This is a genomic window from Bacillus shivajii, assembly GCF_020519665.1.
Classification (GTDB): domain Bacteria; phylum Bacillota; class Bacilli; order Bacillales; family Salisediminibacteriaceae; genus Bacillus_CA; species Bacillus_CA shivajii.
The window spans coordinates 656,775-681,780 of the sequence record NZ_CP084703.1 but is presented as its reverse complement, the minus strand read 5'-3'; the positions used below and the strand labels follow the sequence as shown (position 1 = coordinate 681,780).

At 38.8% G+C, this 25,006-nt stretch carries 24 protein-coding genes; 11 read left to right on the top strand and 13 right to left on the bottom strand.

Annotation, left to right across the window (positions count from 1 at the left end):
• Nucleotides 1-91: 91 nt before the first annotated feature.
• Nucleotides 92-472 carry a DUF5665 domain-containing protein gene (locus tag LGQ02_RS03305; protein WP_226516815.1) on the top strand — a complete coding sequence of 127 codons (381 nt, stop codon included), beginning with the start codon at nt 92-94 and terminating at the stop codon, nt 470-472.
• Entirely contained in the window at nt 460-903 is a 444-nt protein-coding gene (locus LGQ02_RS03300) for a DUF948 domain-containing protein (RefSeq protein WP_226516814.1), read from the top strand. Before LGQ02_RS03305 ends, LGQ02_RS03300 begins: the two co-directional genes overlap by 13 nt.
• A gap of 163 nt (nt 904-1,066) precedes the next feature.
• Here the strand turns inward: LGQ02_RS03300 and LGQ02_RS03295 are convergent, their stop codons facing one another.
• Nucleotides 1,067-1,207 carry a hypothetical protein gene (locus LGQ02_RS03295; RefSeq protein WP_226516813.1) on the bottom strand — a complete coding sequence of 47 codons (141 nt, stop codon included), beginning with the start codon at nt 1,205-1,207 and terminating at the stop codon, nt 1,067-1,069.
• 324 nt (nt 1,208-1,531) lie between these two features.
• Nucleotides 1,532-3,037, bottom strand: coding sequence for an AbgT family transporter (locus tag LGQ02_RS03290; RefSeq protein WP_226518202.1), 1,506 nt, complete (start codon nt 3,035-3,037; stop codon nt 1,532-1,534).
• A 414-nt stretch (nt 3,038-3,451) separates the two neighbouring features.
• On the opposite strand from LGQ02_RS03290, the gene LGQ02_RS03285 reads away from it, so the two are divergent.
• From LGQ02_RS03285 to LGQ02_RS03275, 3 genes are all read left to right on the top strand, one after another.
• Nucleotides 3,452-5,269, top strand: a complete 1,818-nt coding sequence (locus LGQ02_RS03285) for a dihydroorotate dehydrogenase (protein WP_226516812.1) — start codon at nt 3,452-3,454, stop codon at nt 5,267-5,269.
• 285 nt (nt 5,270-5,554) lie between these two features.
• Nucleotides 5,555-5,785, top strand: a complete 231-nt coding sequence (locus tag LGQ02_RS03280; RefSeq protein WP_226516811.1) for a hypothetical protein — start codon at nt 5,555-5,557, stop codon at nt 5,783-5,785.
• On the top strand, nt 5,769-7,007 hold the full coding sequence (locus LGQ02_RS03275) for a DUF418 domain-containing protein (protein ID WP_226516810.1): 1,239 nt from the start codon (nt 5,769-5,771) through the stop codon (nt 7,005-7,007). The genes LGQ02_RS03280 and LGQ02_RS03275 overlap by 17 nt, the downstream gene beginning before the upstream one ends.
• 78 nt (nt 7,008-7,085) lie before the next feature.
• On the opposite strand, the gene LGQ02_RS03270 is transcribed toward LGQ02_RS03275, so the two are convergent.
• Both LGQ02_RS03270 and LGQ02_RS03265 read right to left on the bottom strand, forming a co-directional pair.
• Complete coding sequence (locus LGQ02_RS03270; protein WP_226516809.1) at nt 7,086-8,048, bottom strand: ABC transporter permease; 963 nt, start codon at nt 8,046-8,048, stop codon at nt 7,086-7,088.
• On the bottom strand, nt 8,032-9,000 hold the full coding sequence (locus tag LGQ02_RS03265) for an ABC transporter ATP-binding protein (RefSeq protein WP_226516808.1): 969 nt from the start codon (nt 8,998-9,000) through the stop codon (nt 8,032-8,034). The genes LGQ02_RS03270 and LGQ02_RS03265 overlap by 17 nt, the downstream gene beginning before the upstream one ends.
• A 453-nt stretch (nt 9,001-9,453) precedes the next feature.
• On the opposite strand from LGQ02_RS03265, the gene LGQ02_RS03260 reads away from it, so the two are divergent.
• The gene (locus LGQ02_RS03260; protein WP_226516807.1) at nt 9,454-10,359 is read left to right on the top strand and encodes a hypothetical protein; all 906 of its coding nucleotides are present in this window, start codon (nt 9,454-9,456) and stop codon (nt 10,357-10,359) included.
• 211 nt (nt 10,360-10,570) lie between these two features.
• On the opposite strand, the gene LGQ02_RS03255 is transcribed toward LGQ02_RS03260, so the two are convergent.
• The gene (locus tag LGQ02_RS03255; protein WP_226516806.1) at nt 10,571-11,485 is read right to left on the bottom strand and encodes a diacylglycerol kinase; all 915 of its coding nucleotides are present in this window, start codon (nt 11,483-11,485) and stop codon (nt 10,571-10,573) included.
• 189 nt (nt 11,486-11,674) lie between these two features.
• On the opposite strand from LGQ02_RS03255, the gene LGQ02_RS03250 reads away from it, so the two are divergent.
• Both LGQ02_RS03250 and LGQ02_RS03245 read left to right on the top strand, forming a co-directional pair.
• Entirely contained in the window at nt 11,675-12,145 is a 471-nt protein-coding gene (locus LGQ02_RS03250; RefSeq protein WP_226516805.1) for a hypothetical protein, read from the top strand.
• A gap of 87 nt (nt 12,146-12,232) precedes the next feature.
• Nucleotides 12,233-13,384 (top strand): amidohydrolase, encoded by a 1,152-nt coding sequence (locus LGQ02_RS03245; RefSeq protein WP_226516804.1) that lies wholly within the window; start codon nt 12,233-12,235, stop codon nt 13,382-13,384.
• An 84-nt stretch (nt 13,385-13,468) separates the two neighbouring features.
• On the opposite strand, the gene LGQ02_RS03240 is transcribed toward LGQ02_RS03245, so the two are convergent.
• Nucleotides 13,469-14,026, bottom strand: coding sequence for a group-specific protein (locus LGQ02_RS03240; protein WP_226516803.1), 558 nt, complete (start codon nt 14,024-14,026; stop codon nt 13,469-13,471).
• A 184-nt stretch (nt 14,027-14,210) separates the two neighbouring features.
• Between LGQ02_RS03240 and LGQ02_RS03235 the strand changes: the two genes are divergently transcribed.
• Nucleotides 14,211-14,462, top strand: a complete 252-nt coding sequence (locus LGQ02_RS03235; RefSeq protein ID WP_226516802.1) for a hypothetical protein — start codon at nt 14,211-14,213, stop codon at nt 14,460-14,462.
• Nucleotides 14,463-14,509: 47 nt separating this feature from the next.
• Here the strand turns inward: LGQ02_RS03235 and LGQ02_RS03230 are convergent, their stop codons facing one another.
• Nucleotides 14,510-14,959, bottom strand: coding sequence for a hypothetical protein (locus tag LGQ02_RS03230; RefSeq protein ID WP_226516801.1), 450 nt, complete (start codon nt 14,957-14,959; stop codon nt 14,510-14,512).
• A gap of 379 nt (nt 14,960-15,338) precedes the next feature.
• On the opposite strand from LGQ02_RS03230, the gene LGQ02_RS03225 reads away from it, so the two are divergent.
• Together LGQ02_RS03225 and LGQ02_RS03220 are read left to right on the top strand one after the other, a co-directional pair.
• Nucleotides 15,339-16,808, top strand: a complete 1,470-nt coding sequence (locus LGQ02_RS03225; protein WP_226516800.1) for an amidase family protein — start codon at nt 15,339-15,341, stop codon at nt 16,806-16,808.
• Nucleotides 16,809-17,282: 474 nt separating this feature from the next.
• Nucleotides 17,283-17,729 carry a GIY-YIG nuclease family protein gene (locus tag LGQ02_RS03220; RefSeq protein WP_226516799.1) on the top strand — a complete coding sequence of 149 codons (447 nt, stop codon included), beginning with the start codon at nt 17,283-17,285 and terminating at the stop codon, nt 17,727-17,729.
• Between the two features lie 211 nt (nt 17,730-17,940).
• On the opposite strand, the gene LGQ02_RS03215 is transcribed toward LGQ02_RS03220, so the two are convergent.
• From LGQ02_RS03215 to LGQ02_RS03190, 6 genes are all read right to left on the bottom strand, one after another.
• Entirely contained in the window at nt 17,941-18,393 is a 453-nt protein-coding gene (locus tag LGQ02_RS03215) for a GNAT family N-acetyltransferase (RefSeq protein ID WP_226516798.1), read from the bottom strand.
• Between the two features lie 93 nt (nt 18,394-18,486).
• On the bottom strand, nt 18,487-18,852 hold the full coding sequence (locus tag LGQ02_RS03210) for a DUF3221 domain-containing protein (protein ID WP_226516797.1): 366 nt from the start codon (nt 18,850-18,852) through the stop codon (nt 18,487-18,489).
• 1,258 nt (nt 18,853-20,110) lie between these two features.
• A complete protein-coding gene (gatB, locus tag LGQ02_RS03205) occupies nt 20,111-21,544 on the bottom strand; it encodes an Asp-tRNA(Asn)/Glu-tRNA(Gln) amidotransferase subunit GatB (RefSeq protein WP_226518201.1) in 1,434 nt (477 codons plus the stop codon).
• Nucleotides 21,545-21,557: 13 nt separating this feature from the next.
• Nucleotides 21,558-23,012 carry an Asp-tRNA(Asn)/Glu-tRNA(Gln) amidotransferase subunit GatA gene (gene gatA / locus LGQ02_RS03200; protein WP_226516796.1) on the bottom strand — a complete coding sequence of 485 codons (1,455 nt, stop codon included), beginning with the start codon at nt 23,010-23,012 and terminating at the stop codon, nt 21,558-21,560.
• A 13-nt stretch (nt 23,013-23,025) separates the two neighbouring features.
• Nucleotides 23,026-23,316 (bottom strand): Asp-tRNA(Asn)/Glu-tRNA(Gln) amidotransferase subunit GatC, encoded by a 291-nt coding sequence (gatC, locus tag LGQ02_RS03195; RefSeq protein ID WP_226516795.1) that lies wholly within the window; start codon nt 23,314-23,316, stop codon nt 23,026-23,028.
• 178 nt (nt 23,317-23,494) lie between these two features.
• On the bottom strand, nt 23,495-24,895 hold the full coding sequence (locus tag LGQ02_RS03190; protein ID WP_226516794.1) for a sodium/glutamate symporter: 1,401 nt from the start codon (nt 24,893-24,895) through the stop codon (nt 23,495-23,497).
• Nucleotides 24,896-25,006: the final 111 nt, after the last annotated feature.

Sequence of the window (25,006 nt, the reverse complement as noted above, 5' to 3'; positions counted from 1 at the left end):
AAAAAGAACGCCAAACGTTTACAATAGAATCAGGCAGGGAATTGTAAAAGCACTCACAAGTGGACAAGTTTCGCTAAAAGGAGTGCGTTATATGCCTTTGTCAAAGGACCAGGAAAGACGAAAAATCCAACCAAAACACCATAACAACTCAAAGCGGAACGATGAAAATGAACGATTCGAAAAGCTTCTAGATAAGCTTGAAGAAATGACGACAAAAGGTCGCTTAAAAGATATCGCTTATCACTTCACAAGTAAAAAAGAAGTGGTAAAGGTGAATCTGCTAGCTGGAGTTGCACGCGGAGTTGGCCTGACGATTGGTACAGCTATTTTTATCGGTATCTTCATTTTCGTTCTATATCAGATTGCCTCCCTCCCTGTCATCGGGGAATACATCGCTAATTTAGTTGATGTTATTGAGGCAAACCGCGAACAAACTACTATTTATCGAGGTGATTCAACATGGACTGGTTAGGTATTGGTGTATTCATTTTATCTTTAGGTTTTTCTGTACTCGTTTTTTACCTTATTCCTGTTTTAAAAAATTTAACGACAACGTTGTCACATACAGCAGATACTGTTAAAACAACGGAAAAAAGCATTGAAGAAGTGACAAGTGAAGCAACATTAATTCTTCACAATACAAACGAAACCTTGTTAGACGTAAATGAAAAAATTGGTCAGTTAAATCCACTTTTTAAAATAATTCATGACACTGGAGAATCCGCTCACCATTTAACATCTTCTATGGTCCGGCTAACATCTGATAAAGCAGAAAGAGCAAAAGCAGGAACTGATATATTAGATAAAAATGGTCTTGAAGGGATTTTGCGTGGTGCTGCATTCATTTACTACTTACGTAACGCTAAAAAACAGTATGATACGATGAAAAATAAAAAGGATTAAATTTATCGCAACAAGTAAAGCATACCTGCCACTAATTATTGTATGAAAAAGGGTTTTATGCTTCTTCTTGTTAACGACAGAAAAAAAGACAACCTGTCTTCTAATAGAGGGTTGTCTTTTTATTCGTCGTGATGATTAGCGTTCTCAACAAATCATACACTTATTACCTTTTTTCTATTCGTTGAAGCTTTCGAGATAGATTTTCATTTATAATATTCATCACTTCTTTCGTACACATATCAGGCCGCTCTTCACTTTCAGCCTTAATCTTTGACATGACTTCCTTTAAATCTTCGATACTCATGAACTCTCCTCCTAAAGTTCGCACGTATATTCTACTTTCCCGCTTCCTGTATAGATAATCATACATTCGGTTTAGCAATCATCTTTAAGTCCTCTTATAATATATAAATATTCACGAACTGAAGGACGGTTCATAGGGGAATTCATTAATCTGATTTATATACGAAACCAACGAATAAAGCATCCTAAAAAAGCCTAATGCACTCCAAATATTCATTCACCAAACAACCTATAGAACCATAAAGTTTATCATAATCATACAAAAAGGCTTATAAAGGTGCCTGGCACCTTTATAAGCCTTTTTTTGTATTTATAAGCTGATTGATTATCCTTCGTAATAGATTGGTGATCCTGGTCCTAAGTCAATACCGAACATCATCCAAACGATTAACATGATTGTCCAAATAATTGTAAATGCGATCGAGAATGGGAACATAACGGAGATTAGTGTACCAATACCCATCTTCTTATCGTATTTTTGTGCAAATGCAATAATGATCGCAAAGTACGTCATTAACGGTGTAATGATGTTTGTTGTTGAGTCTGCGATACGGTAAGCCATTTGCGTCATTTCCGGAGAGTATCCAAGATACATCATGATCGGAACAAATACTGGCGCCATCATTGCCCACTTAGCGGAAGCACTTCCGATAAATAAGTTAATAAAACCAGCAACGATGATAAAGCCAATAATTAACGGTATTCCAGATAAATTAATGCTATCTAAGAATTGTGCACCATAAACTCCGATAATCATTCCTAAGTTTGTTTCTGCGAAAAATGCCACGAACTGACCGGCAGTAAATGCAAGGACGATAAACATCCCCATTGACGCCATCGTATCAGACATTTGGTTTGCCACATCTTTATCGTTACGAATACCTTTTGTAGCAATTCCATACGCAAGACCTGGAATGAAGAATAATAAAGTAATAATTGGTACTAATGAACTCATAAATGGAGATTGAATGATCGCTCCATCTTCACCACGTAATGGTGCATCACTTGGAACAATTAATAATGCCGTTAAAACGACACCAACTAAAATAGCAATACCAGCCCAAGTAAGACCTTTCTTTTCTGTAGCGTCAAGACCTTGTATGTTCTCACGGAATTCACCTTTATATTCACCAAGACGAGGCTCAACAATTTTTTCCGTAACCCAAGCACCTACAAAAGTTAAAACAAATACAGAGGCGATGATGAAGTAATAGTTCATCGCAATGTTCATACCCTCAGCATAAGCTGGGTCAATTGTAGCAGCTGCTTGAATTGTTAGTTCCCCAAGTAACGGATCAGTCGCTGATAAGAATAAGTTCGCACTAAATCCAGCTGATACCCCAGCAAACGCTGCTGCAAGACCAGCAAGCGGATGACGACCAATTGCTGCGAAGATAACTGCACCTAATGGCGGTAAGACAACATACCCTGCGTCAGATGCAACACTAGACATGATCCCTGCAAAAACAAGTCCAGCAGTAATTAGACGCTTTGGTACAGATAATACAAATCCACGTAAGCACGCACTAATTAAACCAGTACGCTCAGCTAGTCCAATACCTATCATCGTCGCAAGAACAACCCCTAACGGAGCAAATCCGATGAAGTTATCGACCATACTCGTAAAAATGTATTCTACCCCTTCTGCACTCATGAGGTTATTAACCTCGACCATTGTCCCTTCTTCACCTGGGTGCTCAACACTGACACCAATCGCTGAAACAATTCCAGAGATCATAATGACAGCTAATGCTAAAATCGCAAATAATGTCACCGGATGAGGAAGTTTATTACCGAGTGTTTCAACACCGTCTAAGAAACGTTGAAACATACCTTTTTTCTTTTCCCCCACTCTTGAAAACCCCTTTCTTTTGTCAATAAAAATATAATATAAATGTTCTGAAAAATGCGATCAGTTTGTACAACTGACGACCTTATTATAAACATATAATAATCAAATATGAATACGCTTTCAAAAAGTTCGAAAAATCTAAACTATAATTCTTTTCTGATACGTTTTTTTGTGAAATCTATTAAAGCCTAGTATGATAGACTTCGTCTAGTAATGGAGAAACAATTCAACCTTTTATCTTCTGAAAAAATATATCAAAATAATTAACATATGTAACGTGCATGGACAAAATTTACATCCCTTCAATGACCCTGTATGATGTAAATAAATAACAAGTACACTTTATTAACATTAACATTAACATTCACATTCTTCACATAGGAGGCAAGGTAAATGCCAGATTGGTCATATCACCTCTTGTTTAAACCGGTACTTAATCACTTTTCACCAGAGCGTTCAAGAGCGTTCATACATAGAGCAATGAATGTAATCGCCTCAACTCCTGGGGGAAGACATGTCATTCATTTTCTTGGCCGAGAAGAATCTTCGCCCCTGCATAAAAAGCATGTCGAAGGAATCGACCTTTCTAATTCAATTGGGCTTTCTGGAAAATTAGACCCGCACCAATCAGGTACTAAAGCTTTTTCTCATTTAGGCTTTGGTTTTATTGAAATTGGGCCTATTACCAAAAGTCCAATTGACGTTAAAGCACCCATTGTAGACAGGAAAAACAAAGTCATTGACTTCCCTAGCGCGTTTGCATCCATCGGTTTAAAAAATACGAAAGAAAAACTGGACCACTTATCAATAAAACAACCATTATTCATTCGCTTATCCGGAAAACTAGAAGAGCTTTTGGACATGATTGATTCCTTATCGAACAATGCCAGTGCCTTTATCATCCATATCGATGATCTTTTAAACGTTGAACACACCCTTATAACTTCTCGCACGGAAAAACCAATATTTATAAGTGTGAATGCTCAGCAATTGAAAGATCTTCCCTTTAACAAGGTGTCCGATATTGAACGTCATTATTCAGGAATTGCCTTAGATGAACAACGAAGCATAAAAGATAAAACAAACCTTGATATGCTTATTAATGGCGTTAATTACTTACGAAGAAACGCTTTCACAAAAACAATCATTACTACGGGGGGAGTACTAGAACCCGATGATGCATTACAATTGTTCGATGCTAAAGCGGACCTCATTATGCTTTCTGGCGGCTATGTTTTTTCAGGACCTGGGCTACCAAAAAGGATAAAAGAAGCGCAACTAAATGACCAACATGAACCACGACCTCCGAAAGGTTGGGGCTGGTATTTCTTATTTGGCTTCTCTATGTTTATCGGTGGAATCATCGCACTTATTCTCAGTATGACGACTGTGATCCTCCCCTATGATGAACATTTTCTTGGGATGACGAGGGAAGAAATCATTGCGTATAATGAACGAATTTTTCACTTCATGGCTCATGATCGAATGACTCTAGCAGGGACGATGATATCTGGTAGCATTATCTATATGTCATTAGCCTGGTTCGGAATTAAAAACGGATTATTATGGGCTAAGCAAGCGACGGACACAGCCGCAATCATTGGTTTTTTAGGGATATTTCTATTTATTGGATACGGTTATTTCGATTGGCTTCACCTCATATTTTGGCTTATATTAGCACCATTTTTTATAACCGGGTTGATACAAACGAAACATATAAATGGAACACCAGCTTCTTCTAACCGGTTTAACGACAGAACATGGAAGCTGAGCATCATTGGCCAGCTCTCGTTTGTTATTTTAGGATTTTCCTTTGTCCTTGGTGGATTCATAATTTCATATATTGGTGTGACGGGGGTTTTTGTCGAGACGGATATACATTATCTCCACATGCCACCAGAGATGCTTCATGAGTTTAATGAACGGCTTGTTCCTGTCATCGCTCACGACCGTGCCGGGTTTGGTAGTGCATTATTAAGTGTCGGATTACTTGTCTTAATGCTTGCATTATGGGGATTTCATCAAGGAAAGCAGTGGATTTGGTGGACGTTTTGTCTAGGAGGGGTTCCTGCATTCGCCGCTGGAATCGGAGTACATTTCAGCATTCATTATACAGATTTCATTCACCTGTTACCTGCTTACTATGCCTTATTTTTATACATGATTGGTCTCATTACAACATTTCATTTTTTTCACCAAACGAGAGGATAGGCCTCTAAAGAAAACTCGCCGATTGGCGAGCCTTTTAGGCGAAGACAGAGGTGTTAGTTGCGACGAGCTTTACTTCTTGATTAAGCTTCGAGCTGCGACGAGTAACCGCAGGAGCCAACGCACAGGACGTGCTAGCACCGGTGTTGCGATAGGACATCGCGTTTTTAGCCGGTGAACTTATACTTAATTCTTGAAAATTTTTCACTACGTCGTGCTTCTACATCGCTAAAATTTTATAAACGCTTAACGTGAAAAAAGAATTTCAAACTTTAAAAGGATGATTTCATGAGTGAAAGAGTATTTGGAAATTTGATTCTTAGTTTAGCAATTGGAGTCGGTATATTTCTTCTGCTATCTTATTTGGCTGTAAGCTTCGATAAATATATCGCTATAACTGGTGGATTTGCTATTATAAGTAGCATTCTGCTTTGGATTGGCATAACTTTAATCGATTTACAAAAAAATGATTCCTCTCTTAATCATAAAGGAGAAACGAAAAATGACGATGAAAAATAAGACAGACATCACATCAACTATGACACCGATTGATTCGAAAAATCGGCTTCATCATATTGATAGTTTACGAGGCTTAGCTCTTCTTGGGATCTTACTAGTTAATATGTTCGCTTTTCAGTACGGCCTGATTGGCTACACGTACATTCTTCCTGAATTAAATACTGTTGACCGTACGACTTATCTTGTTATTGAGTGGTTATTGCAAGGAAGTTTCTACCCGATTTTTGCTATTTTATTTGGCTTTGGAGCCGCAATCATGTGGGAAAGGGCAGAAGAAAAAGGGCGGCCTTTCAAACGGGTCTTTGCTAGACGACTCATTCTGTTAATCTTGTTAGGCTGGCTCCACCTTCACTTTATTTGGGCTGGTGACATTCTCTTAACTTACGGTGGAACAGCACTGTTACTATTCTTTTTTTACAACCGCAAGAAAAAGACATTACTTGTATGGATCATAGCGCTAACAATTTTCATAAGTCTCACTGGATTTATGAGTGATGGGGAAGGTGACAAGTATTTTACCTTCAAACCTTTTGCCGATTATGAAGCTGAAGTTTTAGCAGAAGGCAGTTACAGTGACATCGTTGAACATCGTTTCACTAATAGTCCATTTGAGAAGATGAAGATGCCACCTGGAATCGACCCGTTAAAACAAGAGTTTATCATTGGCTTCACTGCCTTTTTCAGCTACGCAATTATGGTTATTCAGACGTTTATCCTATTTTTAATAGGTTTATTAATCACAAAATCACGCTGGTTGCATGAACTTGATAGAAATCAACATTCGTTTAAAAAAGTGGCGACAATTGCTATTACAGCCGGTTTAATTGTGAAAGCTGGAAATGTCTTTACGAATAGCGGCATATTAGAGTATTTTGGTTATTTCATCGGAGGACCTATCGCTGCAATTGGCTATATTGCTTTATTTGCCTTACTCTATTCGAAACTTCAGCAATACCTTTTATTCAATGGGTTTGGTTATGTCGGGAGAATGGCTCTTACAAACTATTTAATGCAATCTGTCGTCATGACAACGATCTTTTATGGATATGGCTTGGGTCTTTTCGGTCAACTTGGGACTTTAATCGCAATTCTTCTCGCAATGGTCCTTTTTGTCTTACAAATCATCTTTAGCCGCTTTTGGCTCGAACGCTATAAATTCGGTCCTGTTGAATGGCTCTGGCGTACCGGAACATATTGGAAGAAACAATCGATTAAAAAATAAACACTAATCCGTGATCCTTAAATAATATAGGAAACACCAGGTGTCAGGCACTTGGTGTTTTTTGGTAAAACTAGTTGATTAATAACTAATATCACGTTTTTGAAATAATAGTGTTGTTATCGATAAAAGGAGAATCATATAAACTGCTAATATCATTAATGAGAATGGCATTGTGACACCTTCCATTAAGGTGTCATGTGTTGCGTAATGCTGTAAATTTAAGTGAGGAATTAAGATAAATTTGTACCATACTGAATCTTCCAAAAGCATTGTAAACCCTTGTGACATGCTCGAGAAGAACAATGCAAAAATCCCAATTCCAACTGCTAAAGATTGACTCTTAAACAACGTTGATATCGAAAACGAAATAATAACAAACATAAACATATTCAGCGTATACAATCCAACCTTTGAAAGAAGCATTGTGCCAACGGTCGTTTGTATGATTTCACCATCAAACGGTCTTTCAATGATTGGAGCACTCAAACTTCCTTGCCCAAAAAAGATTGTTCCGACAAGCCAATTTACAATAACAAGCGTAATCACGAGAATCAATGAATAAAAAATCACTGTGAGAAACTTCGCTAAAAGAAATTGCCACCTTTCAAATGGTCGAATAACTAGCTGTTTAATCGTTCCACTGGCAAGTTCTGACGACACAATTGAACTGGCCACAATGACACTAAAAAGTGTAATAAACGAGGCAACACCAAGCATCACTTCATTCATAAAAACAAAGTTATTCGTTTCATAAGGGTTCACACCAGCATCTACCACTGCTTGATTGTATTCTTGTTCTCTCTCAAGCATTTCTCTTTCCCATTGTTCAACATCACCTGAACTTAAAGCCTCTTCATTATGTTCAATTTGAGTTTGTATGCCAACTTCCCAGTTCTCAGTGGTTCCTTCTGTATGAGGTTCATTAAAATTACTATAGATAAGCCCTGTGATAAAGGTAAATACAACGATAGCAATTAAAAAGATCCATGACTGTTTTTTTGCCCATAGCTTAATCCATTCATTTTTAATTAGCTGTATCATTATTTGCCACCGTCCCCTTATCTGTTTGATTAGCTGCAACCGATGTTAACTCAATAAATTTATCTTCAAGTGAAGTTTTCGCCGATTCAATCGCATATACATCGATTCCTGCCTTTACGAACATGCGATTGACTTTCGGTATATCGTCATTTAATAAATTGAAAGTAATTATTCGTTCACTTGCTTTTACGACCTCATATTGTACTTGTTCGGCTTTCTGTTTTGCCATTTCAATGTCACTGACTGTAAAACTTACTGGATTTAGCGATTTTTCGTTGCTTTGATCAAGTGATGACAACTCAGAAATATCAATGATTTTTCCCTTCTCCATAATCGTTACCCGGTCACACATAAGTTGCATTTCACTTAATAAATGAGACGATACGAGGGTAGATGTGCCTTCGGATGCAAGAACCTTCAAGTAATCACGAAGCTCTCGAATCCCTTGAGGGTCTAGCCCGTTTGTTGGCTCATCTAAAATTAACAGCGTCGGCTTATGTAAAATTGCCTGGGCTACACCTAAACGTTGCTTCATGCCAAGCGAATATTTTTTCACTTTGTCATTAATCGCATGATCAAGTTTTACGAGCTTTACAACTTCATCGATACGATCTTTTTCAATTGGAACACGTGCCATTCTCGCATATTGCAATAAATTTTTATACCCGCTCATATGATCATAAAATGCTGGATTTTCTACAATCGCCCCTACTTCACTCTTAATCATTTGACCATCTTGGTCCATATCTTTTCCGTTAATAAGTACCGTTCCTTCATTTTTTGAGATTAACCCAACAATCATACGAATCGTAGTCGTTTTCCCAGCTCCATTCGGTCCTAACAAACCCATAATTTCACCTTTTTTTACTTGAAACGTAGCGTTATCGACGATTCGTTTATTTCCCTTTACTTTTTTCGTCAACTCTTTGACGCTTAATGCATATTCACTCATCAGCTATCTCCTTCATTAAAGATTTTTTATAACAACGTTATTTACATGAAACAATTTCATAACTCAAAATAAGATGGGAAATTCAAAATGTGAGCGTGAACTCCACTTCAGACGGACGCTTTCCCGAGGGCTTGTCTTCAGCTAATTTCGATCACGGAAATTGATTCACATAGATTCCTAGAAAACCAACTAGGTAATTGTTCACAAATCTTTACGGGACCTGGTCCCTAACAATTTTCTGTGAATTTAAGTAAATGTTATAATTTCCCAACTATTTTGTGGTAAAATGTAATAATAAAATATTTGGATGGCTAAATTGTTCTACGTTAAAATCCCTAAATAGTTTCAGAGATTTAATTGTTTTTCCCTCATTTTTCCATAAAATGTGCCGATTTCATATAATCGTCCGGCTTTTTAACATGGAACTCACTTTGTCATACAAGGAGCGAATCGATGAAAAAACTTACAACAGTTCAATTTGAACAGGCTGCTCATTATGTCATGACGTACGGCCGTGAAGTTGATCAACGTTTGTTTGAATTTCATTTCTTAGATGGTTCAAATGATGATGTATTAAATGCTTTAGTGGCATATCAGAATGATGATGGTGGCCTCGGACATAGTATAGAACCTGATATCCGCTCACCTCATTCTAGTCCTATTGCTACCTCGATTGGGATGCAATTTGTCCGAGAAGTGAATGCACCATGGAAACATCCAATTGTAAAATCGATGATGAGTTATTTTACGAACGTATATGAGAAATATGGTTATTGGCCATTAAAGTTGTCTCACATGAATGATTATCCACGAGCTGACTGGTGGTCGTATTCGCAAGATACAAAGACATTTGAAGCAAATCCAGGTGCTGAAATTGTTGGCTATTATCACATCTATCCGCAATGCATGACACGCAACCTTTTGCCATCTTTGCACGACCACGTTTTTCAATACATTGAAAACGTGAACAAACCTTTAGAGTTCCATGAACTCTTATGCTATGTAAGACTAGTAAATGGAATGCCTGACCCTGGTAAAGCGATGATTATCGATATACTACGTGAGCAAGCGAAAGATATCATCACCTATGACACTGCAAAATGGAGTAACTATTGCGCTAAGCCCTTATGGTCGGCTCCAACACCGAACTCACCACTTGCGAATGTTTTAAGAGATGCCATCAATAAAAATTTAGATTATGAAATTGAAAACCAAACCTCTGATGGATCATGGGTTCCATTTTGGGAGTGGGGCCAATATCGAGAAGTATGGGAAGAAAAAGCAAAGCCTGAGTGGAAAAGCTGGCTGACCGTCCAAACATTAAAAGCTCTTCACGCCTATGAACGGATTGAAAATTAGCCCCAGCCTTTTAGGAGGTATTTTCAAAAAGCTCGATCGGCTATTATTTGTTCATTATTTTTTCGGAGCCCTCGGACTAATCAATTGGATTTTGATGATAATTTCTACCTTACTTTTTTGAGGAGTTTATGAATGACACACACTAAGCCCCCCTTAAATATATTCCGAAAAAGTTTAAAAGCAATTGGAGCCAAATACTCCAATTGCTTTTTTAATACAATTCCTGAAAGCAAGAAAGCTTCTTGTTTGGAATCATTACTTGTATATGATTATGCAAATTGACAAATTGTCCTGGTAACGTCCCACCATACTCACCATCGAGATTTAACTGTAACTGATCTCGACTATGAACTTTAATACGACTTGCTTGAACATAAATAATTCTTTCATCTTTAATATGTTCACCACGGAGTGCTGCCCCTGTCAATCTAACAACATCACCTAAATTCGTCTTCTTTAAAATGATTAAGTCGAAAAGCCCATCATTTAAAAATGCATTTGGCGCTAACTTTTCAAAACCACCGACTGAATTCGTATTTGATACGAGAAAGAGCATGATTTCTCCTTCAAACCATTTTCCATCATATTCAATCGTTACATGAGTTGGTTTTATTCTCGGAAGCTTTTCAAACCCTTTAACATAGTATGCAACTTGTCCCATCATCGTTTTTAAACGACTAGGCACTTCATATGTTAACTCTGTTAATGTCCCCGCTCCCGCAATATTAATAAAGTACTCTTCTTCCACTTTACCAACATCAAGGGATTGAAGACGCCCTTCTGTTAAAACATCACATGCCTTTACAATATCTCGAGGGATGTGTAGCGCTCGCGCAAAATCATTCGTCGTTCCTGCAGGAATAACCCCTAACGACGGACGAACCTCTTGTTCTGCAATTCCATTGACAACTTCATTAATTGTGCCATCACCACCTGCAGCAATCACAAAATCAAACCCACGTTCACACGCAAGCATTGCTGCACGTTTAGCACAATCTTTCCCTGTTGTTGCATGAGCAGAAGTTTCATAGCCTGCTTTTTCGAGTCGTTGTAATATATATGGCAATTGTTTTTTTACTTGTTCTCTACCAGAAGTAGGATTATAAATTAATCTCGCTTTTTTCATTGTTATTCTCCTCCGAGAATGGCATACTTTCGGCACTTTTACATCGTCAGTATATCATTGTTAGATAAGAAAGAGAATGAAAATCCTCCACCCGCCCAACGAACAAAAAATTTTTTTCTATTTGTGAGCAAAATCATAACCATTTTCTTTCCCTTTCTTGTAAAATAATAAAAAAGGAGGTTCACAAAAATGTCATCTTTCTTTCACAAATTGTTCATAAGTATGGTGTCTGTTGTGATGTTTAGTACCCTCATTGCCGGTTTTCATGTGTCGTTTTTAGGTCAAGAACAATTAAGTTTTGGTATGTTAGTAGGAATTTATACGTTCTATACAGCTCCTGTGTTTATTTTAGGAGGAATTCCTGCATCCTACATCATTGACCACTTACTAAAAAAACATAAAGATAAAATTGTCACAGAAGTACAGTCCTACGTTAAAACGTTCGGACTATATGGGTTAGCCGGAGTCATTGTTGCAATGATTTACTTCGGTGTCACTTCAATGGCAAGTGGCCAGTTTTTCTTTACGATTCAAGAATCCATTACGAGTATTATGATCGGTATTGCAGCATCGGCCGTATACTACCATATGCAATTGCTTCTCCAAATTACTTGGAATAACATTAAAAATAACCAATCATCTCGAGAACAAGAAGCTTAATCAGTTGATTTTGCTTCTTTTTTTTGCAGGAAAATTATTTTGAGTATCGAAATAAATTCTTATGAAACTTTAAAGGAGGTTCTTCAATTGAAAGCTTATACGAATGCAAAGATTTTAGACGGAAACGGTCAAACGTTCGAAAATGGGACGGTTCTTATTGATGAAGGGAAAATCATTACTGTCGGTGAAAACATAGACGTTCCAACTGATGCAGAGGTTATTGATTGTAATAGTGGATATGTTACACCAGGACTTATCGATGTACATACGCACCTTGGTGTCCATGAATCAGGGTTTGGTTTTGAAGGACAGGACTTTAATGAGACGTCCGAGCCGACGACACCTCACATTCGTGCACTTGATGGGATTAACCCGCTCGAAAAAGGTTTTGAAGATGCTCGCCAACACGGAATCACCACAACTCAAGTCATGCCTGGAAGTGCAAATGTTATCGGAGGAGAAATGGTTGTTTTAAAGACATTCGGTCATATCGTTGACGATATGTTGTTACGCTCTCCTTCCGGCATGAAAGGGGCCTACGGTGAAAACCCGAAGCGTGTTTACAGTGGCAAAAAAGTAAGCCCCATGACAAGAATGGGGACTGCGGCACTTATGCGACAAACATTTATGCAAGCACAAGATTACTTAAAGAAAAAAGAAGCAGGAGAAGTGAAAGAGAGAAACTTACGTATGGAACAGCTACTTCCGGTATTAAAAAAAGAGATCCCTCTCCGTACACATGCACACCGAGCAGATGATATTCTTACATCACTTCGACTTGCAAAAGAATTTGATATTGAAGTGACAATTGAACATTGTACAGAGGGGCATTTAATCGCTGAACGTATTGCAGAATCTGAAGTACAAGTCTCTGTAGGACCAACGATGTCAACGAGATCCAAAGTTGAATTGGCAGACAAAGGATACCATACACTGTTAGAGCTTAATAAATACAACATTCCATTTTCCATCACTACAGATCACCCTGTGATCGGGATTGAATATTTAACAACAGCAGCAGCTACCGCTGTCAAATTTGGTTTGAATGAACAATCAGCATTTAAAGCTATCACAAGCCAAGCTGCACGTCATATCGGTGTTGAAGGTCAAGTAGGAAGCTTAGAAGAAGGAAAAGATGCCGACCTTGTCATTTGGACGGAACACCCTTTCCACGCTTATACTCAAGTAAAAGAAACGATCGTTAACGGAATAACTGTTTACAAAAACGATGAACGTTAATAAATGAATGATTCACGATTCCCCCTAGGTACTAAGCAACCGGGGGGGATTTGGAATATTATGAGGTACATAGATTAAAACCCTCTAACCTTCATTCCATTTCACAACTTTCACATCACTAATATTTATTGTTCCTTTATAAAACACATGTGGTACATAGTGAAACAGACCAAATGGGCGATTTTCACGAATACTCTCTTTATAATATCCTTTCGTCTCAGGTCGCAAATTCTCCAACATTTGGAGCTCAGCACGTTTTATGAGCGTAATCTCAGAATCTAACAAATCTTCTCCTGGTCCTTGATAGGCCTCTGGCCGGTAATGGTAAAATGCAAATTCATTATCATCAGCAAATAACGATAGCGGAATTTGATAAAACGATAATTCCCTTTCTCGCATCCCTGCTTCCCGCAACGCATAATAAACTTTCCGTGGGTCAATAGGCAACATATGAATCACATCATTCCAATAACAATTCATTTTCGGGATTTTCCGCTTCAGAAGCTTCTTCCGTCTTGGGTGATCCATATACTTTTCAGTATACTTCTCATAAAGGTCTATTTCTGTTTCTTTTAACTTATTTAACGGCAAAAGATCCTTCCCTTTCATTTCTCTTGGAACGATATGATACAAATACGCCATACAAACCACTCCTCCCTTTTATTACATGGAGTATAACAGCGTTCTTATGAAAATCGCAGTCTATTTATGACACACATCATCTGGTATAATATAGGTAAGAAATCACGCAATTTAAGAGATCTTGAACTTCTCTCGATGACATACATCTTTTCAACGTTAACAAGCAAATGAGGTGCTGTAGTAAATGAAATTCTTACCTTATATTTTCTTATTTTTAATCGGTTTTCAAGCTTACTTATTGATGCATTTACTCTCTCCTACAGGTGCAGGTGAACCATCTGCCTTACTCGTTTCTGTATTAGGAGTGCTACTTGCGATCATCATTTTGATAAAAAAACAATCCTTTAGCTCTTATATAAAAACGATGGCCTTCACCGCCGGCGTTTTATCAGCAACCACAATTATTACTTACACTTATACAACACTTATATCATAAAAGCCGAGATACTCTGTCCATAGAGCTCTCGGCTTTTGTATGATTGTTTACTGTTTGTGGACCGTTAATTGCCATCTTTCCTTTTGGACTTTTCTTGCATAGCTTGCAAGCCACGTTAACAACACTTTCGTCAGTAGCACGATGACGACTGAATAAATGATTAAACCCATATTTGTGAAAACTAAGTCGGTCACTCGAGAATTTAATCCAATGATATAAAAAACAAATAACCCTACTTGAAGGAAAGTCACTACATATGGATAAATGATCCTTTTAATACGTCGCTGTACGGGAATAAAATGTAACCAATCAATGACTTGTAATGGAATGATCCAAAAGAACGTTCCTGCCGCAAATAGAACGACAGCTGTCCACGAATGTATTAAAACTTCTGTACCTGTAAATAAGGAAATCGAAGTAATGATTCCTGCAATCGTACCAATAAAAAAGCTAACAATACTTAATATAAAAAAGATGCACTTCACAAAGTCACTCAAACTATCCCTCCTAGTTTATCGAAACACGTTGAATAACAGTGTCTCCAACCCCCACCATATATATACAAGGTTACACCTCAAACACACGTTTGTGATTATATCATAGTGAGGATTAGAGTAAAGGCGAAGAAAAACGTGCTAATCGTAATCATCACTCTTCTGATTAGATAGGACTCTCTATCCTCACTTTTCTATAAACATGATCTTGTTTAATCATATATATAAGAAAAATACAAAAACTTACGCAATATTTATGTAAAAAAATTAGAAAACTCATTACTTATAAATTGTGAAATCTTACTTGATGCGCTACCATTAAAAACAATACAAATGAGACCACCAACATTTTTTCAAATGGACTAGGAAGGACATGATTCTTATGCTCAGCCCAAAATTACAGCATTTTTATGACGAAAAGTTAGAAGAATTAACAGTTGAAAAGATCCAACACTTATATGAAGAGGATACCTTAACCGCAAAAGAGCTCGTTCTCCTTTATTTTCAACGGATTTCACAGTTTGACAAAGGAGAAGATGGTGTAAACGCCATTTTAGAAATGAATCCTGATGCTCTCCATATCGCAGAGGCTTTAGATCATGAACGAAAATCGACCGGACCACGTAGTCCACTGCACGGCATCCCTGTTTTAATTAAAGATAACCTTGCCACTGCAGACAACATGCATACAAGTGCCGGATCATTAGCAATGAAGGACGCATACGCAAAAGATGACTCATTTGTCGTAAAAAAACTTCGAGAAGCTGGTGCCATCATTCTCGGCAAAACAAACATGACCGAATGGGCGAACTTTATGTCAGAGGGAATGAAAAGTGGTTACAGTTCTAGAGGAGGACAAGTCCTCAATCCATATGGGAAAGATTTTGACTGCGGAGGATCTAGCTCAGGATCAGGATCTGCCATCGCTGCAAATCTTGCGGTTCTAGCTATCGGTACAGAAACATCTGGTTCGATTTTAAGCCCTGCTAGCCAAAACTCATTAGTCGGCGTTAAGCCAACAGTCGGCGCGGTAAGCAGAACAGGCATTATTCCTATCTCGCATTCACAAGATACAGCTGGTCCTATGACTCGTACTGTGAAAGATGCTGCATTGATGTTAAATACGATCATTGCTGTAGACAATGATGATCCAGTAACAAAGACGAACGGGAAAATCTCTGAATTTGACTTCACATCAGTTCTAGACGAAAGCGGCTTACAAGGAGCAAAAATAGGTGTTGCCGACGACGGCTCATTCGATTACTTAACCGAGGAGAAAAAGCTCGTTATTGATGCTTCGATAAAGAAGCTCGAAGAGTTAGGAGCGAATGTCGTTCGAAATGTAACTCCCCCATCTAAAGAAGCCTCATGGAATATCGATGTTATGGTCCATGAATTTAAGCCAGCCTTAAATGCGTATTTACAACATTTTGCTGACAATACGACGATTCGTACATTAGCTGACGTCATTGAATTTAATCTAAAAGAACCTGAAAAGACACTTAAATTCGGACAAACTATTCTAGAAAAATCAGAAAGGACGAGTGGAACTTTAACAGAACCAGCTTATTTAACAGCACTCGCTTTCGACCAATATCAAGCAAAAGAAAATGGGATAGATTCAGTTATACAAGAACACGATCTAGACGCGCTCGTTTATCCTAACAATCTCGGAGCGTTCATTCCGGCGAAAGCAGGCTATCCTTCTGTAACTGTTCCTTCTGGATACACTTCAGATGGTGAACCCGTCGGTTTAACATTTACTGGTTCTGCATATTCCGAACCAACCTTACTGAAACTCGCATACGCTTACGAACAAGCGACGAAAACTCGAAAAGCACCAATTCTTTAAATAGTAGTCTCTTGCCCGAAGAGGTTCGGATCCATGATAGGATATGAACCAGGTTCGGTTGCTCTATAGATTATTAAAATAAAGAAAGACCTTACTTGAACTTTAACGAGTTCAGTAATGGGAGAGAAAACACTAAATTACACACTAAATAGGAGTACAATTCGTATAGCGTTTCGTACTCCTATTTTTATTGATATGACAACGTTTATTTTTTAAACACCCAGATTGACATAGTAAATAGCAACCATATTAGAGAACTTACATAGATTTATGTACAGCGTGTAATTAAGGTGCTAAAACGAGTGTTAAAAGATATGTTATTTTAAATGTGATATGTGATGAAAACGGTTCGTTCTATTTTTTGAAAAGGAAATTTGGGATTTTAAGTTAAGATGTATATGAGAGAAATAGAATGAGCTTATTCAACGGCAGTTTAGTGCAAGAAAATCTATGATATTATTAGGAGTGAGCAAAATGGGGATGAAAACAACAAGGAAAAATTTTACTGAATGGGAAATAAAGTATTTAAATCACCCTTTATCGTTTGATGATGTATGGGAATTAGGAAAAGAAAAATATAGGTTCGATACGCAAGATTTAATAGGTATATATGTGTTTCAAAACATCAAAACTAATCGATTTTATGTAGGTAGTTCACATCATATCTTTGGCAGGTTAAAATCTCACGCATCCTCTATGAAATCAGGAAAACATAGTTATCAAGAGATAAATGAGGATTTTAAAAAATATGGAAAGGATAGCTTTGTATTTAAAGTATTAACTTATTGTAATAATTCTCAATTGCATAGGTTTGAAAAAAGTTGGCTCCAAACTTATAGTGAAATAGAAAAGCTTTACAATAAAGTTGAACTTGATAATTGGGATACGGCAAAAGGTAGATGGATTAGAAATAGATGGTGAAAAATAATATAGGGTAGCTTTAGTTGAATAAGAGAAATTAAATCTTAAGATAAAAACGCTCAGAAAAATCGGAGCGTTTTTGATTGCTATATATACTGTTAAATAAGTTGTGAAATGTGTACTGATTTTTATGTTATTTCTATTTTTATTAACATTTTTATCTCCCAAAACTGAACCCGTTACTTGAACTTGTAAGGTCTTTTCTATTGGTTTAGATTTCTCGCCTCAAACGAATCATGTCCATACATTGAATCCCATTTTCAACTATTTTTTCATCGTAATGTTTCAAAAAGAAGTCTTTTTCAATATCTACTATACGAAATCCGCACTTTTGGTATAAGGCAAGTTGACTAATACTTGAGTTTCCAGTCCCTATTTCTACGGTTTTCCCCTTAAGATTTTTAGCCTCCTCCATTGCTTGAAAAACTAATTGCTTCCCTAGTCCCATCCCTTGATACTTCTCACTAATCGCAACATTTACAATTTCAATCGTATCACCTTTTGTAAAAAGCAGTACGAAGACACCGATGATTTCATCCTCTATTTCCGATACGTAGCAGAACCCTCGCTCTAAATAACGATCTACTATTTTTTTCGAAGGGTCTGCCAGTAACAACAAATCATAGGGCGCTTCCTCTCCTTTTAATAAACGCCTAACCTTCATGACACGTTTTCTCCTTTTCCTAAATCATTTTAATACGAGGTAGAATATAAATTACCTCTATATAAATATTCTTCCCTTGTAGGGATAATCCTCCTAATTGATGGCATAGTCCTCAATGACCCGAATTTTTCGAGCATCTGTTTGTAGCGGATAAGATTCTTTGACTCCCCCACGTTGCCAAACTTCAACTTTGTCTCCCTCTCGAACTTCATGATATGCAAGAGCTGAATTGTTGGCATGAACCACTTCAGTATTTTCTGATACAGAAAATGAAACGGCATCGTGACTATACCATTCTTCTTGATCGATCTCTCCATGAAATTCAATTCCTTCTACAACCAATACCGTTGATTCATTCTTTTGTACAACGACACCAGTAATAAAGGGCTCATCTTGTGTAGAGTTCGCACTACAAGCTGTGAATAAGATCATAGTAAAAACGAAAAAAATAAATTTCACGTTCATTCCTCCTAAAAGGGTGACTACTTTATAAGACGTTATTCTTTAATAAAAAGATTCAATTTTGAACATTCTCGTGTGTGATTATCCTCGCTCACGTGCGACCACGCTGGCTCGCGTGCGATCATTCCTTCTCACGTGCGATCACGCTGGCTCACGTGCGATGGCTCTGTCTCGCGTGCAATCATCCTGTCTCACGTGCGGTCATCCTGTCTCGCGTGCGATCATTCCTTCTCACGTGCGATCACGCTGGCTCACGTGCGATCATACTTGCTCGCGTGCGATCGTCCTGTCTCGCGTGCGGTCATCCTGTCTCGCGTGCGATCATCCCTTCTCACGTGTGATAGTTCTGTCTCACGTGCGATCACCTCTTCTCACGTGTGATCATTCCTTCTCATGTGCGACCACGCTGGCTCGCGTGCGATCATTCCTTCTCACGTGCGATCACGCTGGCTCACGTGCGATCATACCTTCTCACGTGCGATCACGCTGGCTCACGTGCGATCATTCCGTCTCACGTGCGATCATTCCTTCTCACGTGCGTTCATCCCTTCTCACGTGCGTTCATCCCTTCTCACGTGCGATCACGCTGGCTCACGTGCGATCATTCCGTCTCACGTGCGATCATTCCTTCTCACGTGCGTTCATCCTGTCTCGCGTGCGATGGCTCTGTCTCGCGTGCGATCGTCCTGTCTCGCGTGCAATCATCCTGTCTCACGTGCGATCATTCCTTCTCACGTGCGACCACGCTGGCTCGCGTGCGATCATTCCTTCTCACGTGCGATCACGCTGGCTCACGTGCGATCATTCCTTCTCACGTGCGTTCATCCCTTCTCGCGTGCGATCATTCCTTCTCACGTGCGATCACGCTGGCTCACGTGCGATCATACTTGCTCGCGTGCGATCGTCCTGTCTCGCGTGCAATCATCCTGTCTCACGTGCGGTCATCCTGTCTCACGTGCGGTCATCCTGTCTCACGTGCGGTCATCCTGTCTCGCGTGCGATCATCCCTTCTCACGTGTGATAGTTCTGTCTCACGTGCGATCACCTCTTCTCACGTGTGATCATACTTGCTCGCGTGCGATGGCTCTTTCTCACGTGCGGTCATCCTGTCTCACGTGCGATTACCACTTCTCACGTGCGGTGGCTCTATCTCACGTGCCATTATCCCTTCTCACGTGCGATCATCCTGTCGCGTGCGATTACCTCTCAAACACAAAGAAAAGAGCCTGGAACACAATATCCAAGCCCATTCCCTTTACCGCTTTTTTATTTCTTCAACTAGCAGTTGGTTGACCATTTGCGGATTCGCCTTCCCTCTCGATGCTTTCATCACTTGCCCGACGAGGAAACCAATCGCTTTATCTTTCCCATTTTTGTAATCAGTAATTGACTGTTGATTTGAGTCTAATACGTCATTAACCATTGTTGTTATTTCGCCTTCATCGCTAATTTGCACGAGCCCTTTTTCTTTAACAATTTCCTCTGGATCGCCGCCATTTTCAATCAGTTCTTTAAACACTTTTTTCGCGATTTTTGAAGAGATTGTCCCTTTTTCAATTAACCCGATCATTTTCCCAAGTGCTTCAGGGGTCATTGGGATGTCTGTTATCTCTTTATCATTGGCGTTTAAAAAGCCATTGACTTCACCCATTAACCAATTGGAAAGTGGCTTTGGTGGTGCTCCTGTATCTAAACCTTTTTCAAAGAAATCACTCATCTCTTTTTGCTGCGTTAAAACTTGAGCATCATACTCTGGCAAATCGTACTGTTTTACATATCGTTTTTGTCTACTATCAGGTAGCTCTGGGATTTGTTGGCGAACTTCCTTTCTCCATTCTTCGTCAATGTACAAATCAACTAAATCAGGTTCAGGAAAGTAACGATAATCATCAGATCCTTCTTTCACTCGCATAAGGGCTGTCTTCTTTTCAACCTCATCCCAGCGACGAGTTTCTTGCATAATTTCCCCACCTGATTTTAACACTTCTTCTTGTCGCAATTCTTCATAAGCAATCCCTTTTTGCACATTCGAAAACGAGTTTAAATTTTTTAGCTCTGTTTTCGTTCCAAACTCTTTTTGTCCAACTGGACGAATTGAAATGTTTGCATCACAGCGTAATGATCCTTCTTCCATTTTACAGTCTGAGACTTCTGTATATTGCATGATTGCTTTTAGTTTTTCTAAATAAGCGTACGCTTCTTCAGGGGTTTGAATATCTGGCTCTGAAACGATCTCAACAAGTGGAGTGCCAGCCCGGTTATAATCTACTAACGATTGTTTTTCCCCTTCAAGGTGGCTTAACTTTCCTGCATCTTCTTCTAAATGAAGACGTGTTATCCCTATTTTCTTGTTCTCGCCGTTCACATCAATTTCAATCCAACCATTCTCACCTATCGGCTTATCAAACTGGGAGATTTGATACGCTTTCGGATTATCCGGGTAAAAATAGTTTTTACGATCAAACTTTGTTACATCAGCAATTTCACAATTTAAGGCCATGGCAGCTTTCATCGCATAATCAACAGCCTTTTTGTTTAATACCGGAAGAACACCAGGGTGACCTAAACAAATAGGGCATGTATGACTATTTGGCGGAGCACCGAACGCTGTTGAACATCCGCAAAAAATCTTGGATGCCGTTTTTAGTTCTACATGGACTTCAAGTCCAATAATCGTTTCATAGTTCATCATGATCCCCCCTTTACAATTTAGGTTTCAGCTTATGGTGGTCTGTTGCTTGTTCAAACGCATGAGCAACTCGATAAACTGTTTCTTCGTCAAAATGTTTTCCGATAATTTGTAATCCTACCGGTAATCCATCCGCTAATCCACAAGGGACACTAATTGCTGGAACACCAGCTAAGTTTACAGGTACAGTTAAAATGTCATTGGCGTACATCATTAACGGATCCTCAATTTGTTCACCAATTTTAAATGCGGTTGTTGGTGTTGTTGGTCCGACAATGACATCATATTTCAAGAAAATATCTTCAAAGTCTTGCTTAATTAATGTACGAACTTTCTGTGCTTTCTTATAATAAGCATCATAGTAACCTGAGCTAAGGGCAAACGTTCCTAGCATAAGTCGACGTTTTACTTCATCACCAAAGCCTTGGCTTCTTGATTTTTTATATGTTTCGACAAGGTCTCCTTCTTCAACGCGTTCTCCGTAGCGGATTCCATCAAAGCGTGCAAGGTTCGCAGAAGCCTCTGATGATGCAATAATGTAATATGTAGCAATCGCATATTTCGAATGAGGTAGCGACACTTCTTCCCATGTTGCTCCCATATCTTCAAGAGTTTTTAATGAGGCTTGAATTTGCTCACGGACTTCTTTGCTAACCCCTTCACCTAAATACTCTTGTGGTACAGCAATCTTTAAATCTTTAATGTCACCTGTTAAACCCTTCGTATAATCAGGAACTTCATTTCCTGCGCTTGTTGAATCTAGTGGGTCGTGACCTGCTAGCGTATTTAATATGTATGCATTATCCTCAACGGTACGTGTCATTGGGCCGATTTGCTCTAATGACGAGGCAAAAGCGACTAAACCATAACGTGAGACTCGACCGTATGTCGGTTTTAATCCAACCACACCACAAAAAGCGGCTGGTTCCCGGATTGATCCACCTGTATCAGTCCCTAATGAAAAAGGCACTTCTCCAGCAGCAACCGCAGCTGCAGACCCGCCACTTGAACCACCTGGAACACGCGTTGTATCCCATGGGTTTTTCACGACGTTAAAGCTTGAGTTCTCATTTGATGATCCCATCGCAAATTCATCCATATTTAATTTACCAATTGAGATCGCTTGTGCGTCGTTAAGTTTTTCAACGACTGTTGCATTATGAAGGGGATCGAAGTTTTTCAAAAGCTGACTCGCACACGTCGTACGAACACCTTTTGTTACAATGTTATCTTTAATCCCAACAGGCATTCCAAATAATGTATTTACAGGATCCCCTTTGTCCATTTTATCTTGTAACTGGTTCGCTTGCTGTCTCGCTTGTTCTTCTGTTAATTGTAAAAAGGCACCGATTTGCCCGTCGACTTTTTGAATTCGCTTATACGCTTCATCAACAAGATCCATCACTGTTAACTCTTTTTTATTGATAAGTTGTTGAAGGTCCACAATCCGATGGTCAAACAATGACATACTATCCCCCCCCTTATTCAAAAACGGCTGGCACTTTCACTTGTCCATCTTGCTGGAAATCTGTATTCTTTAACGCATCTTCTTTCGATAAAGACGGTTTAACTTCATCATCTCGCAGGACGTTTTTCACATCTAAAACGTGGGATGTCGCTTCCACATTTGTCGTATCAATTTCATTTAGCTGTTCTGCAAATTCAATGATTTGATCGAGCTGATAAGCAAACTTTTCAATTTCACCTTCTGTAAACTCTAGGCGTGCTAAATGTGCGACATGCTTTACTTGATCTTTTGTAATTCTTTCCATCTTTGCACCTCCACGATCATATTCCCACTTCATACCATGCTTTATAATAGTACGATGATACCAAAGTAGAGTAGGACAAGCAACGAATGACACAGCAAAGAGAGGTAAATACCCATAAAATCCCAGGTGCCTGGCACATGGGATTTTATGGAATATCCCGATCTGGACGCATAGACAATTACTTCCTTCCAAAGTAAAAGAAACCTAACAATAGCCACCCAGTCGTAATAATGATCGCAGACACAAATGTCATTACTGGACCTAACGCAACAATAAGCGGAACTGATGCAGCTGTGACAAATCCACCACCGACAAAAATATCTAATAATAACTGCTTATAACTAAATCCTTCTTTCGATGGTGACTCATTTTCTGGATCAGCTAATTTTATTAACATGAGCCCGGCAGCACTCATACCCATCGCTTGCCCTAAATCTCCAATTGCTCTTTCAAACCAGTGAGAAGTCATTACTTTCGGTGCAATAACCAGAAAAGCAAACAAGTTCCATGCAATTGCAGAGACAGCCATAATTAAAAACGGAATAAAATATTCACCAATGACTGTGAGCGACAAGGAAGCAAGAGCCGAAACAATTAATAAATCTAGCGCTAATCCTTGGATACGGTTAATGACACCACGGTCGATCACATTGTACTTTATAAAACGATTTAAAAATAACTGCACGATCACAGCACCAATCATCGCTAATGGGAATAAGGGCAAGTGCGTGAAAATTTCTATCTGTTCAATCCATAACCACTCTTCTATGAATATAAATCCTTCTAGCAAGAGAAAGCCGACAAAGATCGCCGCACCAATATACCCGAAATGGACAGTAAGTGTTTCTATAAATTCAGATCTCGTTGTTTTCTTGCCTGCTGGTTCTTCCTTCTGATCTTCATCAGCGATAATCCCTCTTTTCATTTCATCTGACAAATCAGCTGGACTTTTTAATATTACTGTCTTTCCTTTTCTTGCTCCCCAATTAATTAATCCCATGCCTAAGAAGACACCAGATAATACACCCACAGTTGCAAGGCCAATCGCAAGGTCTCTTCCTTCCTCAAAGCCCACTGCCTCAAACGTATCTGACAACCCTGCAGCTGTTCCATGTCCTCCGACAAAACTAATCTCTAACAGAGCTCCACTCGCCGGGTTCATTCCAAAGAATGGGGTAAGAATAACAAGCACTAGGCCGATCCCGACAACATACTGCCCCCAAGAAAGGATATGAGCAAACGTAATTTGCGGACCTGCTACTTCCCACATTTTCTTTGTCTTCGGAAAAGTCATCCCTAAAAATAACGACGCGAAAATGACATTTATGAAAAGACCAGGTAAAACGCTCCAAACGTCAATCATCGCCATAGGAAAAATACCGCCATTATCAAATAAATGAAGACCAAATGCACCTAGTACTTCGGGACCGACAAGTAATCCAATTAACCCAGCAATCATTGAACTTGGTATAAAATAATTCCGAAATAACGGAGTAAACACGCGAATCCATTTTCCAATCAATAATAATATTCCTAATATAATAAAGCTAAAGCCGACAACATCCGCTGAAATGTCCATAGCCTCCACCTGCCTGACAACAAAATATTAAACTATTAACTTACTAACCGCTCAATAGCTAACTCAAACATCCACACCCTACGCCCCGCCGCAAGAAAAACCAAAAAATCC